Origin of the sequence: Rahnella sp. CG8 (assembly GCF_023701875.1) — a bacterium.
Classification (GTDB): Bacteria; Pseudomonadota; Gammaproteobacteria; order Enterobacterales; family Enterobacteriaceae; genus Rahnella; species Rahnella aceris.
Genome location: NZ_JABAED010000014.1, coordinates 55138 through 69012, shown reverse-complemented (window position 1 = coordinate 69012; position 13875 = coordinate 55138). Strand labels below are relative to the sequence as shown.

Here is a 13875-nt window from a genome sequence, read left to right as displayed (position 1 = left end):
ACAGATGAACACAAGGTGCTCAGATGGAAATTAATCAACTTATTGATGTAATGACGCCGGAAATTTACGCACGTCTCGCGCAGGCAGTTGAACTCGGAAAGTGGCCGGACGGTGTCGCGCTGACGCCGGAACAGAAAGAGCACAGCCTGCAGGCCGTGATGCTGTATCAGTCGCGTCACAATGTTGATGCCCAGCACATGAGCATTGGCACGGACGGGCAGATTGTCACCAAAAGCAAGCAGGAACTGAAACAGCAATTTACGCAGGATACGCTGATTAAACTGAAGCCGGAGTAAGTGGGCGGGTTGCGAAAGTGCTGTTTGCTGATAAAGGCGCTGAAGCGCCTTTATCAAGTCAGACGGGAAGACAAATTCAGCCTGTTACTGCCTCAGAGGTACTGATTTTTGCCCCTGCTTTACGCATCGCTTCAACCGCTTCAGCACTGTCTTCGGGTTGCAGATTGACGCCACGGCAACCGTCGGTCAGCAGTGTCACCTGATAACCTTGCTCCAGCGCATCCAGCACCGTGAATTTCACACAGTAATCCGTCGCCAGCCCCATCACATACACATGTGTAATCTGCGCCGCTTTCAGCCAGTCATTGAGCATCGTAGCAGCGCGATGTCCGTTATCGAAAAACGCACTGTAGCTGTCGATGTCAGGATTGGTGCCTTTCTGCACCACAAAATCCACCTGCGGCAGATTCAGCCCCGGGTGAAATTCAGCGCCCGGTTCACGCTGAACGCAGTGAACCGGCCACCAGACTTGCGGCAGACCGTTCAGTTCGCCCGACGTCCAGGGCTCCGCGTGGGAATTCACCGCAAAGCTGCGATGTCCCGCCGGATGCCAGTCCTGCGATGCCACCACGGCGATGTCATGGCTTTTACACCATGTCATCATCTTATTGGCAACCGCAATCGTGGCGTCGCCGTCAGTCACGGCCAGCGCGCCGCTGCGACAAAAATCATTTTGCAGATCGACCAGCAACAAAGCAGATTTCATATCGCCCTCTTATTTATTCGGTGAGTTCGCCGCGCAGGTTTTGCTGCATCAGTTCGCGGATTTCCTCGGGAGTGTGTGACTGGCTGAGCAGATAATGCAACTTGGTCAGTGCCGCTTCCACGGTCATATCAAACCCGCTGATCACGCCGGAATGGGCGAGGGCGTTGCCGGTGGCATAGCCGCCCATGTTGACGCGCCCTGAAATACATTGCGTCAGATTAACCACCACAATGCCGCGCTCAGATGCGTCTTTCAGCACTTTCAGCAGGTCGCCTTTTTGCGGGGCGTTACCGACACCGTAGGAGCGCAGGATCAGCGCTTTTACCGGTTGCATCAGGAAGTTTTGTACCACTTCGGCGGAAATGCCCGGGTAGATCGTTACCACGCCGATCGGTTGTGGCGTGATGTGATGCACTTTCAGCTTCGCCGCAGGCACTTCAGGCAGTGACGGCGTGGAAAGTCGGCGGATGTGGATCCCGGCTTCCAGCAGAGGCGAAAGGTTCGGTGACGCAAAGGCATCGAAACCATCTGCGTGCGCTTTGGTGCTGCGGTTGCCGCGATACAGACGGTTGTTGAAGAACAGGGTGACTTCGTTGACCGGATGATTCGCGGCGATATACAGCGAGTTCAGCAGGTTGATCTGACCATCAGAACGCAACGCTTCAAGCGGAATCTGTGACCCTGTCACAATCACCGGTTTGCTCAGATTTTCCAGCATGAACGACAGTGCAGAAGCGGTGAATGCCATGGTGTCGGTGCCGTGCAGGATAACAAAGCCGTCGTAGTCGTCGTAATGCGCCTGAATATCGTCGGCGATGTGCTGCCAGTCTTCCGGCGTCATGTCGGAGGAATCCATCAGAGGCGCGTATTCCTGAATGGTAAATTCAGGCATCTCAGGGCGATGGAATTCAGGCATCAGCGCCAGCTGACGTTGTAAATGGCCGGACACCGGAATGTAACCCTGTTCAGAACGCTGCATACCGATTGTGCCGCCGGTATAGGCAACGTAAATAGATTTTTTAGTCATCGAAGATGTTCTTTTTTAGAAAGGTGAAAGCAACTGCGCTAAGTATAAAGGCTTCGTGGCTGACGTCCCACCCTAAAAAAGCCCGGAGTTCTCAGCAAGAAGCTCCGGGCTGTGCATTAAGGCGATTCTTTATCCCACATTATCCCAAAACGGAACGTTACTTCACATCACCACAGGTCAGGCAGAGTGCGTAACGGTTCTGAGGATCGTTCATATTGCTGAACAGGTCAGCCTGTGATTTCAGCGCCATGGCCATTTTGCTCACCGGCGCAGGCAGATACGCCTGGATTGCCGCTGGCAACATAGCGTGGACCGATGCGCTGACCTGCGAGAATACCAGGTCGCTCAGGCTTGGCTCGCTGACATACCAGTTCAGTTGCCATTTTGGCAGTTTGGCCAGTTCAGCGGCTTTCTTCACAGCGTCATCGAAATCACCCAGCTCATCAACCAGGCCATTGGCTTTGGCATCAGACCCGATCCACACGTGGCCCTGGGCGATCTGGTCGATCTGCTCAGGCGTTTTGTGGCGTGAATCGGCAACCAGACCGAGGAAGGTTTTATAACCGTTCTCGATATTGAGTTGCATCATCTGCGAGAACTCCGGCGGCAGCGCTTTGGTGGAAGCGATATCCGCCAGCGGTGACGTTGCCACGCCGTCAGTATGCACACCCGCGTAATCGAGCGTGTTCTGGTACGTGTTGATTACACCAAAGATACCGATGGAGCCGGTGAGGGTGCTCGGGCTGGCGATGATGTAGTTGGCTGGTGTTGAAATCCAGTAACCGCCGGATGCCGCCATACCGCCCATTGAAACCACAACCGGTTTGCCTGCGGCTTTCGCAGCCGCGAGTTCGGAACGGATCACTTCAGAAGCACTGACGCTGCCGCCCGGGCTGTTAACGCGCAAGACAATCGCTTTCACTTTCGGATCCAGACGGGCATCACGAATTTGCTGTGCCGTGGTGTCGCCACCGACTGCGCCCGGTTGTTCTTCACCGTCGTTAATTGCACCGGTGGCAAAGATCACCGCGATTTGCGGATCGTTGTTGTCCGGTTTTGGCTTCGGCGAATAATCGTAAATGCTGGTGTAATTAAAGTCTTTGGTGTCTTTGTTCCAGCCAAAGGCTTTCACCATCTCGTTGTCGGCTTCGGTGCGTGACGCCAGTGCATCAACCAGCTTGGCTTTCAGCGCATATTGCGCCATATCACCGCCGGTTGCCTGCATACCCGCCAGCACGCCCGCCGCACCCGGGAACAGTTGTTCGGGCGTGATCTGACGGTTGGCTGACACGGTATTGAGATAGTTGGTCCACAATCCGCCAATCCAGCGGCTGTCTGCCTCACGGGCGTCAGGAGACATATCATCACGGATCAATGGCTCAACGGCAGATTTATAGGTTCCGACGCGGAAGATATTGGTGGTGACTTTCAGCTTATCCAGCAGGGATTTGTAATACAGATTGTTAGTGGCAAAACCGTGAAGATCGACCGCGCCCTGCGGCGACAGATAGATTTTGTTGGCGTAACTGGCCAGATAATATTGTGACTGGTTATAGCTGTCGCCGATGGCGTAAACCGGTTTGCCTGCATCGCGGAATTCACGCAGCGCTTTACCGATGTACTGCAGTGAAGACTGGTCGGTGCCGGTGAAATCGGTCAGCTGTAACACAATCCCGGTAACGTTTTTGTCGTCTTTAGCGGAGCGGATGGTCTCGACGAGATCAAACAGCGAGTTCTCCTGCAAGCGGCTGCTCGACGTGCCCAGCAATTCGCGGCCCCACTGACGGACTTTATTATTGACGGAAGGCTTGTCGACCACTGAGCCGCTGAGATCAACCAGCAGTGCACCTTGGGTCGTTTCGACAGGCTTGTCCTGCACGGCATACCAGATGCCAACACCAGCCAGAATAATGAGAATAAGGAATACGTTGAGAATGAATTCTCTGACGAAATTAAGAAGACGCCAGGTCCACTTAAAAAAAACGGCGATAATTCGCCACAATGTGCGCATGGTCTCTCCAACAAGACAGATAAGTCCCGCTATCCTAATGACCCGCCAGAAAAATGTCAGCTTTAAATCATGTCAGAGTTTGGCAGTGATGCATTATCTGAAAGCCAGTTGACCGTTGGAAAAAGGCGTTACGATTATGTTAACGTAATTCAAATAGCAATTATTCTCAGGAGAACATCATGGACGCTTTGGACTTATTACTTAACCGCCGTTCTGCTTCCCGCCTGGCTGCACCGGCACCGGCAGGTGAAGCGCTGCAAAACATCATCCATGCGGGTATGCGCGCCCCGGATCACGGTGCCCTGCAACCCTGGCGTTTTGTCATTGCTGAAAACGACGGCCTGACCCGTTTCAGTGAGGTGCTGCGCGCGGCCGCCATAAAAGACGGCGCGGATGAAAAAGCCATTGAGAAAGCCACGCAGGCGCCATTGCGCGCACCGCAAATTATTACCGTGATTGCCGTGTGCAAAGAAAGTCCTAAAGTACCGCAATGGGAACAGTTGCTTTCCGCCGGTTGTGCGGTTCATGCCATGCAGATGGCTGCACTGGCGCAGGGTTTTAACGGCATCTGGCGTACCGGCGCGTGGACTGATCATCCGGACGTACGCAAGGCATTCAAATGTGGTGAAAACGATAAAATCGTCGGTTTCCTGTATCTCGGTACACCGCAACTGAAAGCCAGTTTGCAGGTGATCCCGGCCGACAGCACGCCATTCGTCACGCATTTGTAAAATCAGACCGCTCACTTATCAACCGGTTTTGATCGGCCTTTTCCGATTAAACCGGTTTTTTTGCTGCCTAAATGAGCGACCGCCGTCGCGGATCCTTGTAACCATCTTACTAATTACGCCGTCAGCGGCTAACATAGCCACTCTGCATGATGAGGACGTAGTGAAATGAAGGGTGGGATAATGGAAATCTTTGTCGCGATTACACCGCAAACAGGTGCCTGTTGATGCGTCTGTTCATTGCCGAAAAACCCAGCCTTGCCCGCGCGATTGCGGATGTCCTGCCGAAACCTCATCGCCGGGGCGATGGTTATATTGCCTGTGGCAACGATCAGGTGGTGACCTGGTGCGTCGGCCACTTACTCGAACAGGCGCAGCCCGATGCCTACGACAGCCGCTTTGCGCGCTGGTCGCTCGCCGATTTGCCGATCATTCCTGAAAAGTGGCAGCTTCAGCCGCGTTCTTCCGTCGCCAAACAACTCAACGTCATTAAACGCTTATTGCTCGAGGCCTCGCAGGTTGTCCACGCCGGTGACCCGGATCGCGAAGGGCAGTTGCTGGTGGATGAAGTGCTGGATTATCTCGAACTGACGCCGGAAAAACGTCACGCGACCCAGCGCTGCCTGATTAACGATCTCAACCCGCAGGCCGTCGAGCGTGCTATTGAGCGGCTGCGCGACAACCGCGATTTTATTCCGCTGTGTGTTTCCGCGCTGGCCCGCGCCCGTGCCGACTGGCTTTACGGCATCAATATGACCCGCGCCTACACCATTCTGGGGCGCAACGCCGGTTACAACGGCGTGCTCTCCGTCGGACGCGTACAGACCCCGGTTCTCGGACTGGTGGTCCGTCGCGATGAAGATATCGAAAACTTCGTGCCGAAAGATTTCTTTGAAGTAAAAGCGCATATCGTCACACCTGCCGAAGAGCGTTTTGTCGCGCTGTGGCAGCCGAGTGATTCCTGCGAGCCGTATCAGGATGAAGAAGGGCGATTGCTGCACCGTCCGCTGGCCGATCATGTCGTGGCGCGTATTGCCGGACAACCGGCGATGGTCACCGGCTATAATGACAAGCGTGAGAATGATATTGCGCCGCTGCCGTTTTCACTCTCCACATTGCAGATTGAAGGCTCTAAAGCCTTCGGGCTGAGTGCTCAGCAAATTCTTGATATCTGTCAGAAATTGTATGAAACGCACAAATTGATTACGTATCCGCGTTCGGATTGCCGATACCTGCCAGAAGAGCATTTTGCCGGGCGTCATGCCGTGCTGAATGCCATTGGCGTTCACCGGCCTGACCTGATGCCACAACCGGCAGTGGATACCGATTTACGTAACCGTTGCTGGGATGACAAAAAGGTTGATGCGCACCATGCGATTATCCCGACGGCGCGCAGCAGTAACGTCAACCTGACGGATGACGAACGCAAAATTTACGGTCTGGTGGCGCGCCAGTATCTGATGCAGTTCTGCCCGGATGCGGTTTACCGCAAATGTGTTATCGACCTGGATATCGCGGGCGGTAAATTTATCGCCAAAGCGCGTTTTCTGGCCGAGGCGGGCTGGCGCACGTTGCTGGGCAGTAAAGAACGCGACGAGGAAAACGAAGGCACGCCGCTGCCGGTGGTGGCCAAAGGTGACGAACTGTTGTGCGAGCGCGGAGAAGTGGTTGAACGCCAGACCCAGCCGCCGCGGCCTTTTACCGATGCTACATTGCTTTCCGCCATGACCGGGATTGCGCGTTTTGTGCAGGATAAAGAACTGAAAAAAATCCTGCGTGCGACAGATGGATTAGGTACGGAAGCAACGCGTGCCGGGATTATCGAGCTGCTGTTCCGCCGCGAATTTTTGTATAAGAAAGGGCGCTATATTCATTCCAGCGATACCGGCCGCGCGCTGATCCACTCGCTGCCGGACATCGCCGCCCGCCCGGATATGACCGCTGACTGGGAATCCACGCTGACGCGTATCAGTGAAAAGAGCTGCCGTTATCAGGATTTCATGCAACCGCTGGTCGCGACGTTGCAGAATCTCATCATGCAGGCCAAAACGAACCGGGTGTCTTCGGCATTCCGCAGTCTGCCTTCCAAACCGGCGGGCGCTGTGGCGAAAGGCAAAAGCGCCCCTAAACGCCGCAAAGCGAGTACCAAAGGGAAGGAAGCAAACAGTGATGAATAATGTTTTTATCCGTAAAGTTCTGATGGCAGCGCTGATCAGTTCCGCGTTGCTGGCTGCACCGGCGATGGCGAACCGCAGCAATATCGGCAACGGTACGGATGTCGTTGTGCCATTGCCGCCGCAAATCTGGCAGAACAGCGGCAACAACAATAACAGCGCGCCAACCTGCCACAATTGCTGTATCTACAACAACCAGAGTTACAGCGAGGGGGCCGTTGTCACGGCAGACAGCGTGGTCCTGCAGTGTTCCCGTGATCCGAATGTGGTGGGCACCAACGAACTCAAATGGCAAGTGTTGAAGAAATAACGCTTTCTTAAAATGTTCAGACAAAAAAGGCGCGAAACTGGCAACAGTCCGCGCCTTTTTATTTGCCATGATCGCTAACCGGCAAATTTTGCCAGATAAGCTTGTGCCAGCGGGATATCCGCCGGTGCCAGTTCAAACGACAGCACCTCATCCGGCGTTACCCAACAGATTTCAGAGTGACACTGTAACCTAATCTCGCCGGTAAACCCGCTGACCCGCCAGCCATGCAAACGAATTAACCGTTCAGACTGTTGCACAACGCTGGTGGCGATGAAATCTTCCACCGTGGCAGTGATGCCCATTTCTTCCTGCAACTCGCGCACTAATGCAGCAGGCTGGCTTTCCCCGGCTTCGACTTTGCCGCCGGGAAATTCCCACAAACCGGCCTGATCGCCGGACGCATCCCGACGGGCAAGCAGCAATTTGCCCTCGCGCTCAATCAGGGCGGCGACCACATCAATCGTTTTCATGGTCATTACTTCAGGTCGAACGTCGCCCAGATTGGCGCATGGTCAGACGGCCTTTCCATCCCGCGGATATCGTAATCAATCCCGGTGGCGATACAACGCGCGGCCAGCGGCGTGCTCGCCATGATCAGATCAATACGCAGACCACGGTTTTCATCAAAGCCGCGTGAACGGTAATCAAACCACGAGAATTTATCAGCGGTGTCGGGGTTGGCGGCACGGAAGGTGTCGATCAGACCCCAGCCTTTCAGGCGATCCATCCACTCACGTTCTTCCGGCAGAAACGAACATTTACCGGTGCGCAGCCAGCGTTTGCGACTGTCTTCGCCGATACCAATGTCCAGATCGGTCGGGCTGATATTCACATCGCCCATCACCACGACCGGATTGTTCACCGACAAACTGGTGGTCAGGTAATCCTGCAAATCACGGTAAAACTTCTCTTTTGCCGGGAATTTAGTCGGATGGTCGCGGCTTTCACCCTGCGGGAAGTAACCGTTGATGACCGTCAGAATGCCTTGTGGCGTTTCGATATCGGTCATGATGATGCGGCGCTGAGATTCTTCATCATCACCGGGGAAACCACGGCGTACAGCGACGGGTTCTTGCTTGGTCAGCATGGCAACGCCGTAATGGCCTTTTTGCCCGTGATAAAACACGTGATACCCGTGCTGGCTGACTTCTTCCAGCGGGAACATATCGTCATGCACCTTGGTTTCTTGTAAACCAATAACGTCAGGCTGGTGCTGTTCGATTATTGCCGCAAGCTGATGTGGACGTGCGCGCAATCCATTGATATTAAAGGAGACGAACTTCATAGTCGGGAACCATTTGGCGATGAAATCAGAAGGGCGATAGTAGCAGAAAAAGGCGGGATGGCGAAACCAACATGTGCCGGATGCTGTCAGCAGAAATCACTATGAAAGCAAAATCCTTACCCGATCATCATGGCAGTCAGATGTCATTCAGCGAATTATTTTGTCAACTTTTCGTGACAGTCTCTTCTTCCGGTGTACATGAAAGAGTATTATGCCTGCAGCGATTTCCGCACCGGCAGAAAAAGGTCAACACTGATGCGTCTGGAAGTTTTTTGCGAAGACCGCCTGGGTCTCACCCGTGAACTCCTCGATTTACTGGTTTTACGCAGTATTGATTTACGCGGTATCGAGATTGCCTCGATTGGCCGTATTTACCTGAATTTTTCCCAACTGGATTTTGATACTTTTCGCGCCCTGATGGCTGAAATCCGCCGCATCGACGGCGTGACGGACGTCCGTACCGTGTCGTTCATGCCTTCCGAACGGGAGCATCGTGCGTTACGCGCTTTACTGGTTTCCATGCCGGAACCGGTTTTTTCCATTGATATGAAAGGCAAGGTCGAGCAGGCCAATCCGTCGGCGATGGCATTGTTTGAACTCGATGAAGACAAAATCCGCAATGTGACAGCAGCGAATCTGATCACCGGTTACAACGTCACGCGCTGGCTGGAAAGCGAAAATGCCCAGCCACACACCGAACGTATTGTGATCCGCAGCCAGGATTTCCTGATGGATCTCACGCCAATACATGTGGATGACGAAGACGAAAAAGGCGGAATTGCCGGCGCCGTCGTCATGCTCAAATCGGCTGCCCGCATGGGACGTCAGTTGCAGGATCTGACTGTTAACGATGACAGTGAGTTTGACCACATCGTCGCAGTCAGCACCAAAATGCGTCACGTTTTGGATCAGGCGCGTAAACTTGCCATGCTGGATGCGCCGCTGCTGATTGTCGGTGATACCGGCACCGGTAAAGATTTACTGGCGCATGCCTGCCATCTGCGCAGTGCACGCGGCAAAAAACCTTTCCTCGGTCTGAACTGTGCGTCGCTGCCGGATGACGTCGTAGAAAGTGAGCTGTTTGGCTACGCGGCAGGCGCTTATCCGAATGCGCTGGAAGGCAAAAAAGGCTTCTTTGAACAGGCTAACGGCGGCTCCGTGCTGCTCGATGAGATCGGTGAAATGTCGCCGAGAATGCAGATCAAACTGCTGCGCTTCCTCAATGACGGTACGTTCCGTCGCGTGGGTGAAGAGCACGAAGTGAAAGTGGATGTCCGCGTGATGTGCGCCACTCAGAAAAACCTGGTGGAACTGGTGCAGCGCGGCGAGTTCCGTGAGGATCTGTATTACCGCCTGAACGTGCTGAGCCTGACACTGCCACCACTGCGCGACCGTCCTGCGGATGTGATGCCGCTGACTGAACTGTTCGTGGCGCGTTTCTCGGATGAACAGGGGATGCCGCGTCCGAAACTGTCTTCACAGCTGGCGAATTACCTGACGCATTACGGCTGGCCGGGCAACGTCCGCCAGTTGAAAAATGCCATTTATCGTGCGCTGACGCAACTGGAAGGCGGAGAGCTACGCCCGCAGGACATCGTTCTGCCGGACTTTGACGCTGAAGTGACGATAGGTGAGGAAGCACTGAACGGTTCGCTTGACGACATCAGCAAACGTTTCGAACGCTCCGTGCTGACCCGGCTTTACCGCACTTATCCGAGCACGCGTAAACTGGCGAAACGTCTGGGCGTCTCACACACGGCTATTGCTAACAAACTGCGCGAATACGGCCTCAGCAGTCGTCGTGGCGAAACGGGCGACAGCGACGAGTAATTCCCGGTTCAGAAATTATGCACAATAAAAAAGCAACGGATTACGCCGTTGCTTTTTTTTCATCTGCTAAGAAGTGATTATTTCAGCACAGCCAGCGCAGATTCATAGTCAGGCTCAGTGGTGATTTCATTCACCAGCTCGCTGTACAACACGTTATCCTGACCATCCAGCACCACAACCGCACGGGCAGTCAGACCGGACAATGCGCCATCGGTAATGCCCACGCCGTATTCGGATTTGAAATCACCGCCACGCAGGGTGGACAGGGTAATCACGTTGGACAGGCCTTCCGCGCCGCAGAAACGGGACTGTGCGAAGGGCAGATCAGCAGAAATGCACAGCACCACAGTGTTGTCGATGTCAGCCGCCAGTTGGTTGAATTTGCGGACGGACGTGGCGCAAACGCCGGTATCGATGCTTGGGAAAATGTTCAGGACTTTACGTTTGCCCGCGAAGCTGCTCAGGCTGACATCAGAAAGATCTTTAGCGACCAGGGTGAAAGGCTTAGCAACATCGCCTTTCTGAGGGATTTTGCCTGCAACGCTAACCGGGTTGCTTTGAAAGTGTACTGTCTGGGTCATGATTATTTCCTATTTCCATTTGAGTCAAACGGCTTTCAGTTTAGGGGAACAATGCTATGTTGGATATAGATTATTTGTTAATAAGTTGTATGTATTGATTGTATCCCGCAGGGCGCATTTCACTATTGGAGACGCTATGAGAAGTGTTCGCTTTTATCCTGAAGCCTGGCCGTTACATACGCCGTTTGTGATCTCCCGTGGCAGCCGCACTGAAGCGCGGGTGGTGGTGGTCGAAATAGAAGAAAGCGGCATTCGCGGCGTCGGGGAATGCACGCCGTATCCGCGTTATGACGAGAGCGAAACCTCGGTAATGGCACAAATCGCCAGCGTCGTTACCGCTATAGAACAGGGTGCCAGCCGCGAAAAACTGCAACAGATACTTCCGGCAGGCGCCGCCCGCAATGCGCTGGACTGTGCGCTGTGGAACCTTGAATCCCAGACCAGTGGCCTGAATTTATGGCAACTGACCGGCACTGAACCGCTGCCTTCCATCAGCATGGCGCAGACGGTGAGTATCGGTTCGCCGGAAGCGATGGCGGAAGCGGCGCTGGCCTTGCAGCAAAAGGGGGCGACTCTGCTGAAAATCAAACTTGATGACCGCCTGATTGCCGAACGGCTGGTGGCGGTGCGTGCCGCCGTGCCGAACGCCTCGCTGATTATCGATGCTAATGAAGCCTGGCAAAGTGACGGACTGGCGGCTCGCTGTCAGTTGCTGGCTGACCTCGGCATTCTGATGCTTGAACAGCCGCTGCCTGCCGGTGAGGATTCGGTACTGGAAAACTTTATCCACCCGCTGCCGATTTGCGCTGACGAAAGCTGTCATACGGTTGAAGGCTTACCGGCGCTGAAAAACCGCTATGACATGGTGAACATTAAACTGGATAAAACCGGTGGACTCACCGGTGCACTGGTGCTGGCAGAAGCCGCGCGTGAACAGGGTTTTGAGATTATGCTCGGCTGCATGTTGTGCACGTCACGGGCGGTTCGCGCAGCATTACCGCTGACGGCGGGGGCTAAGTTTATTGACCTTGATGGCCCGACCTGGCTGGCTCAGGACGTCGAACCGGCCATGAAATTTCACTGCGGTGGCATTGACGTTGCCGGTTCGGACTGACTTCGCCCGGCTTTTTATTCACCAAACCCGGCGGTTTTGTGCGCGAAGGCAAATCTGTAATGATTTCTTATAGGGAATTATTACCGGTAATGATAAAACTCGTGAATGTTTCAGGGCGTAGCCCTTTGTCAGTTCAGGAGAATTTATGCTGCAGGGAAATCCATTTCCGCTTTTATCGTATTCCGTATGCGCTGTGCTGGCGGCGCTGACTGCCAGTCAGGCTATCGCCGCTCAGGTTCCTGCCGGTTCCCAGCTCGCGACAAAACAGGAAATTGTCCGTCACATTAAAGACGAACCCGCCTCACTGGATCCGGCAAAAGTTGTCGGCCTGCCGGAAGCGCAGGTGGCGCGTGATTTATTCGAAGGGCTGGTGAATCAGGACGCCACCGGGAAAAATATTCCGGGCGTGGCGGAAAACTGGCAAAACCAGAACAATCAGGTGTTCCTGTTCACTTTACGCAAAGACGCCAAATGGTCGAACGGCGATCCGGTGACCGCACAGGATTTTGTCTATAGCTGGCAGCGTCTGGTGGATCCGAAAGGGTCATCATCCGGTGCGTGGTTTGCCGGGCTGGCCGGCATTGCTAATGCGGATGCGATTATCGCCGGGAAAATGCCGGTGGATAAACTGGGTGTGACCGCCGTCAGCCCGACGCTTTTACGCGTTACTCTGGATAAACCGGTGCCTTATTTCGTCAGTCTGCTGGCGAATTTCAGCCTGTTCCCGGTGCATAAAGCCACTGTTGAAAAATACGGTGATGAATGGACCAAACCGGGCAATCTGGTGGGTAACGGCGCGTATGTGCTGAAAGACCGCGTGGTCAATGAAAAGCTGGTGCTGGAACCGAACCCGTATTACTGGGATCATGCCCGCACGGTGCTGACGAAAGTCACCTTCGTGCCGATCAACAAAGAATCCAACGCCACGAAACGTTATCTGGCCAATGATATCGACATCACCGAGTCCTTCCCGAAAGACCAGTACAAAAAATTGCTGCATGATTTGCCGGGGCAGGTTTACACGCCGTATCAGCTCGGCACTTATTATTACGCCTTCAATACCCGCCGTGCGCCGACCGACGACGTCCGGGTGCGTCAGGCGCTTTCACTGAGTATTGACCGTAAAATTATTGCTGAAAAAGTGCTGGGCACGGGCGAAAAACCGGCGTGGCGCTTTACGCCGGATGTGACCAACGGCTTTAAACCGGCTGAAAGTGAGCTGCAGCAATATTCACAGGAAGAACTGAACGCACAGGCGAAAAGCCTGCTGGCGGCGGCCGGTTACGGCCCGTCAAAACCGCTGCATCTGACGCTGCTGTACAACACCTCGGAAAGCCATCAGAAGATTGCCATCGCAGTGGCATCGATGTGGAAAAAGACGCTGGGTGCCGATGTGAAACTGGTGAATCAGGAATGGAAAACGTACATCGACAGCCGCAACACCGGTAATTTCGATGTGATCCGCGCGTCCTGGGTCGGCGATTACAACGAAGCCTCGACGTTTCTGTCGCTGCTGACGTCCACACATAACGGCAACATCAGCAAATTCAGCAATGCGGAATACGATAAAGTCATCAGTGACGCCAGCCGTGAAACCAGCGAAGCGCGCCGCAATAATGACTACAACAAAGCCGAGCAGATTATTACCGGACAGGCCCCCATTGCGCCGATTTATCAGTACACCAACGGCCGTCTGATCAAACCCTGGGTGAAAGGCTATCCGATTAATAACCCGGAGGATGTGGCTTACAGTCAGGAAATGTACATCCTCAGACATTGATATTTCTGACGTAAAAAAGCGCCCGCAGTGAAT

The 13875-nt window shown here is 54.1% G+C and carries 13 protein-coding genes; 7 read left to right on the top strand and 6 right to left on the bottom strand.

All coding sequences use genetic code 11. The annotated features are described in order from the left end of the window. Window positions 1-23: 23 nt before the first annotated feature. On the top strand, window positions 24-296 hold the full coding sequence (locus tag HGO41_RS14595; protein WP_015689892.1) for a YeaC family protein: 273 nt from the start codon (window positions 24-26) through the stop codon (window positions 294-296). Between the two features lie 76 nt (window positions 297-372). Here HGO41_RS14595 and pncA read toward each other — a convergent pair whose 3' ends face one another. The 3 genes from pncA to sppA form a co-directional block, all read right to left on the bottom strand. Further along, window positions 373-1002 carry a bifunctional nicotinamidase/pyrazinamidase gene (gene pncA / locus HGO41_RS14590; protein WP_013575365.1) on the bottom strand — a complete coding sequence of 210 codons (630 nt, stop codon included), beginning with the start codon at window positions 1000-1002 and terminating at the stop codon, window positions 373-375. A 13-nt stretch (window positions 1003-1015) separates the two neighbouring features. Next, on the bottom strand, window positions 1016-2029 hold the full coding sequence (ansA, locus tag HGO41_RS14585) for an asparaginase (RefSeq protein WP_013575366.1): 1014 nt from the start codon (window positions 2027-2029) through the stop codon (window positions 1016-1018). A gap of 157 nt (window positions 2030-2186) precedes the next feature. Continuing rightward, the gene (sppA, locus tag HGO41_RS14580; protein WP_217243683.1) at window positions 2187-4040 is read right to left on the bottom strand and encodes a signal peptide peptidase SppA; all 1854 of its coding nucleotides are present in this window, start codon (window positions 4038-4040) and stop codon (window positions 2187-2189) included. Between the two features lie 179 nt (window positions 4041-4219). Here sppA and HGO41_RS14575 point away from each other — a divergent pair, with 179 nt between their 5' ends. The 3 genes from HGO41_RS14575 (at window position 4220) to HGO41_RS14565 (ending at window position 7252) form a co-directional block, all read left to right on the top strand. Continuing rightward, window positions 4220-4771, top strand: a complete 552-nt coding sequence (locus HGO41_RS14575; RefSeq protein WP_013575368.1) for an NAD(P)H nitroreductase — start codon at window positions 4220-4222, stop codon at window positions 4769-4771. Between the two features lie 224 nt (window positions 4772-4995). Continuing rightward, window positions 4996-6945 carry a DNA topoisomerase III gene (locus HGO41_RS14570; protein ID WP_013575369.1) on the top strand — a complete coding sequence of 650 codons (1950 nt, stop codon included), beginning with the start codon at window positions 4996-4998 and terminating at the stop codon, window positions 6943-6945. Continuing rightward, the gene (locus tag HGO41_RS14565; protein WP_013575370.1) at window positions 6938-7252 is read left to right on the top strand and encodes a DUF1496 domain-containing protein; all 315 of its coding nucleotides are present in this window, start codon (window positions 6938-6940) and stop codon (window positions 7250-7252) included. Before HGO41_RS14570 ends, HGO41_RS14565 begins: the two co-directional genes overlap by 8 nt. A 74-nt stretch (window positions 7253-7326) precedes the next feature. Here the strand turns inward: HGO41_RS14565 and HGO41_RS14560 are convergent, their stop codons facing one another. Together HGO41_RS14560 and xthA are read right to left on the bottom strand one after the other, a co-directional pair. Next, entirely contained in the window at window positions 7327-7728 is a 402-nt protein-coding gene (locus HGO41_RS14560; RefSeq protein ID WP_013575371.1) for a pyrimidine (deoxy)nucleoside triphosphate diphosphatase, read from the bottom strand. Then, complete coding sequence (xthA, locus tag HGO41_RS14555) at window positions 7728-8537, bottom strand: exodeoxyribonuclease III (RefSeq protein WP_013575372.1); 810 nt, start codon at window positions 8535-8537, stop codon at window positions 7728-7730. Before xthA ends, HGO41_RS14560 begins: the two co-directional genes overlap by 1 nt. A 255-nt stretch (window positions 8538-8792) precedes the next feature. Between xthA and tyrR the strand changes: the two genes are divergently transcribed. Continuing rightward, window positions 8793-10367, top strand: coding sequence for a transcriptional regulator TyrR (gene tyrR, locus HGO41_RS14550; RefSeq protein WP_015689897.1), 1575 nt, complete (start codon window positions 8793-8795; stop codon window positions 10365-10367). A 77-nt stretch (window positions 10368-10444) separates the two neighbouring features. On the opposite strand, the gene tpx is transcribed toward tyrR, so the two are convergent. Next, complete coding sequence (gene tpx / locus HGO41_RS14545; RefSeq protein WP_013575374.1) at window positions 10445-10948, bottom strand: thiol peroxidase; 504 nt, start codon at window positions 10946-10948, stop codon at window positions 10445-10447. Between the two features lie 136 nt (window positions 10949-11084). On the opposite strand from tpx, the gene ycjG reads away from it, so the two are divergent. Both ycjG and HGO41_RS14535 read left to right on the top strand, forming a co-directional pair. Beyond that, on the top strand, window positions 11085-12062 hold the full coding sequence (gene ycjG, locus HGO41_RS14540; protein ID WP_013575375.1) for an L-Ala-D/L-Glu epimerase: 978 nt from the start codon (window positions 11085-11087) through the stop codon (window positions 12060-12062). Between the two features lie 145 nt (window positions 12063-12207). Next, the gene (locus HGO41_RS14535) at window positions 12208-13842 is read left to right on the top strand and encodes an ABC transporter substrate-binding protein (protein WP_250981164.1); all 1635 of its coding nucleotides are present in this window, start codon (window positions 12208-12210) and stop codon (window positions 13840-13842) included. Window positions 13843-13875 lie beyond the last annotated feature (33 nt).

What these genes read in the sequence shown, in the direction of transcription:
- HGO41_RS14575 (WP_013575368.1), top strand. Translation starts at nt 4,220, where the DNA reads ATGGACGCTTTGGACTTATTACTTAACCGCCGTTCTGCTTCCCGCCTG.
- HGO41_RS14570 (WP_013575369.1), top strand. Translation starts at nt 4,996, where the DNA reads ATGCGTCTGTTCATTGCCGAAAAACCCAGCCTTGCCCGCGCGATTGCG.
- xthA (WP_013575372.1), bottom strand. Translation starts at nt 8,537, where the DNA reads ATGAAGTTCGTCTCCTTTAATATCAATGGATTGCGCGCACGTCCACAT.
- HGO41_RS14535 (WP_250981164.1), top strand. Translation starts at nt 12,208, where the DNA reads ATGCTGCAGGGAAATCCATTTCCGCTTTTATCGTATTCCGTATGCGCT.
- tpx (WP_013575374.1), bottom strand. Translation starts at nt 10,948, where the DNA reads ATGACCCAGACAGTACACTTTCAAAGCAACCCGGTTAGCGTTGCAGGC.
- pncA (WP_013575365.1), bottom strand. Translation starts at nt 1,002, where the DNA reads ATGAAATCTGCTTTGTTGCTGGTCGATCTGCAAAATGATTTTTGTCGC.
- HGO41_RS14565 (WP_013575370.1), top strand. Translation starts at nt 6,938, where the DNA reads ATGAATAATGTTTTTATCCGTAAAGTTCTGATGGCAGCGCTGATCAGT.
- tyrR (WP_015689897.1), top strand. Translation starts at nt 8,793, where the DNA reads ATGCGTCTGGAAGTTTTTTGCGAAGACCGCCTGGGTCTCACCCGTGAA.
- ansA (WP_013575366.1), bottom strand. Translation starts at nt 2,029, where the DNA reads ATGACTAAAAAATCTATTTACGTTGCCTATACCGGCGGCACAATCGGT.
- HGO41_RS14595 (WP_015689892.1), top strand. Translation starts at nt 24, where the DNA reads ATGGAAATTAATCAACTTATTGATGTAATGACGCCGGAAATTTACGCA.
- sppA (WP_217243683.1), bottom strand. Translation starts at nt 4,040, where the DNA reads ATGCGCACATTGTGGCGAATTATCGCCGTTTTTTTTAAGTGGACCTGG.
- HGO41_RS14560 (WP_013575371.1), bottom strand. Translation starts at nt 7,728, where the DNA reads ATGACCATGAAAACGATTGATGTGGTCGCCGCCCTGATTGAGCGCGAG.
- ycjG (WP_013575375.1), top strand. Translation starts at nt 11,085, where the DNA reads ATGAGAAGTGTTCGCTTTTATCCTGAAGCCTGGCCGTTACATACGCCG.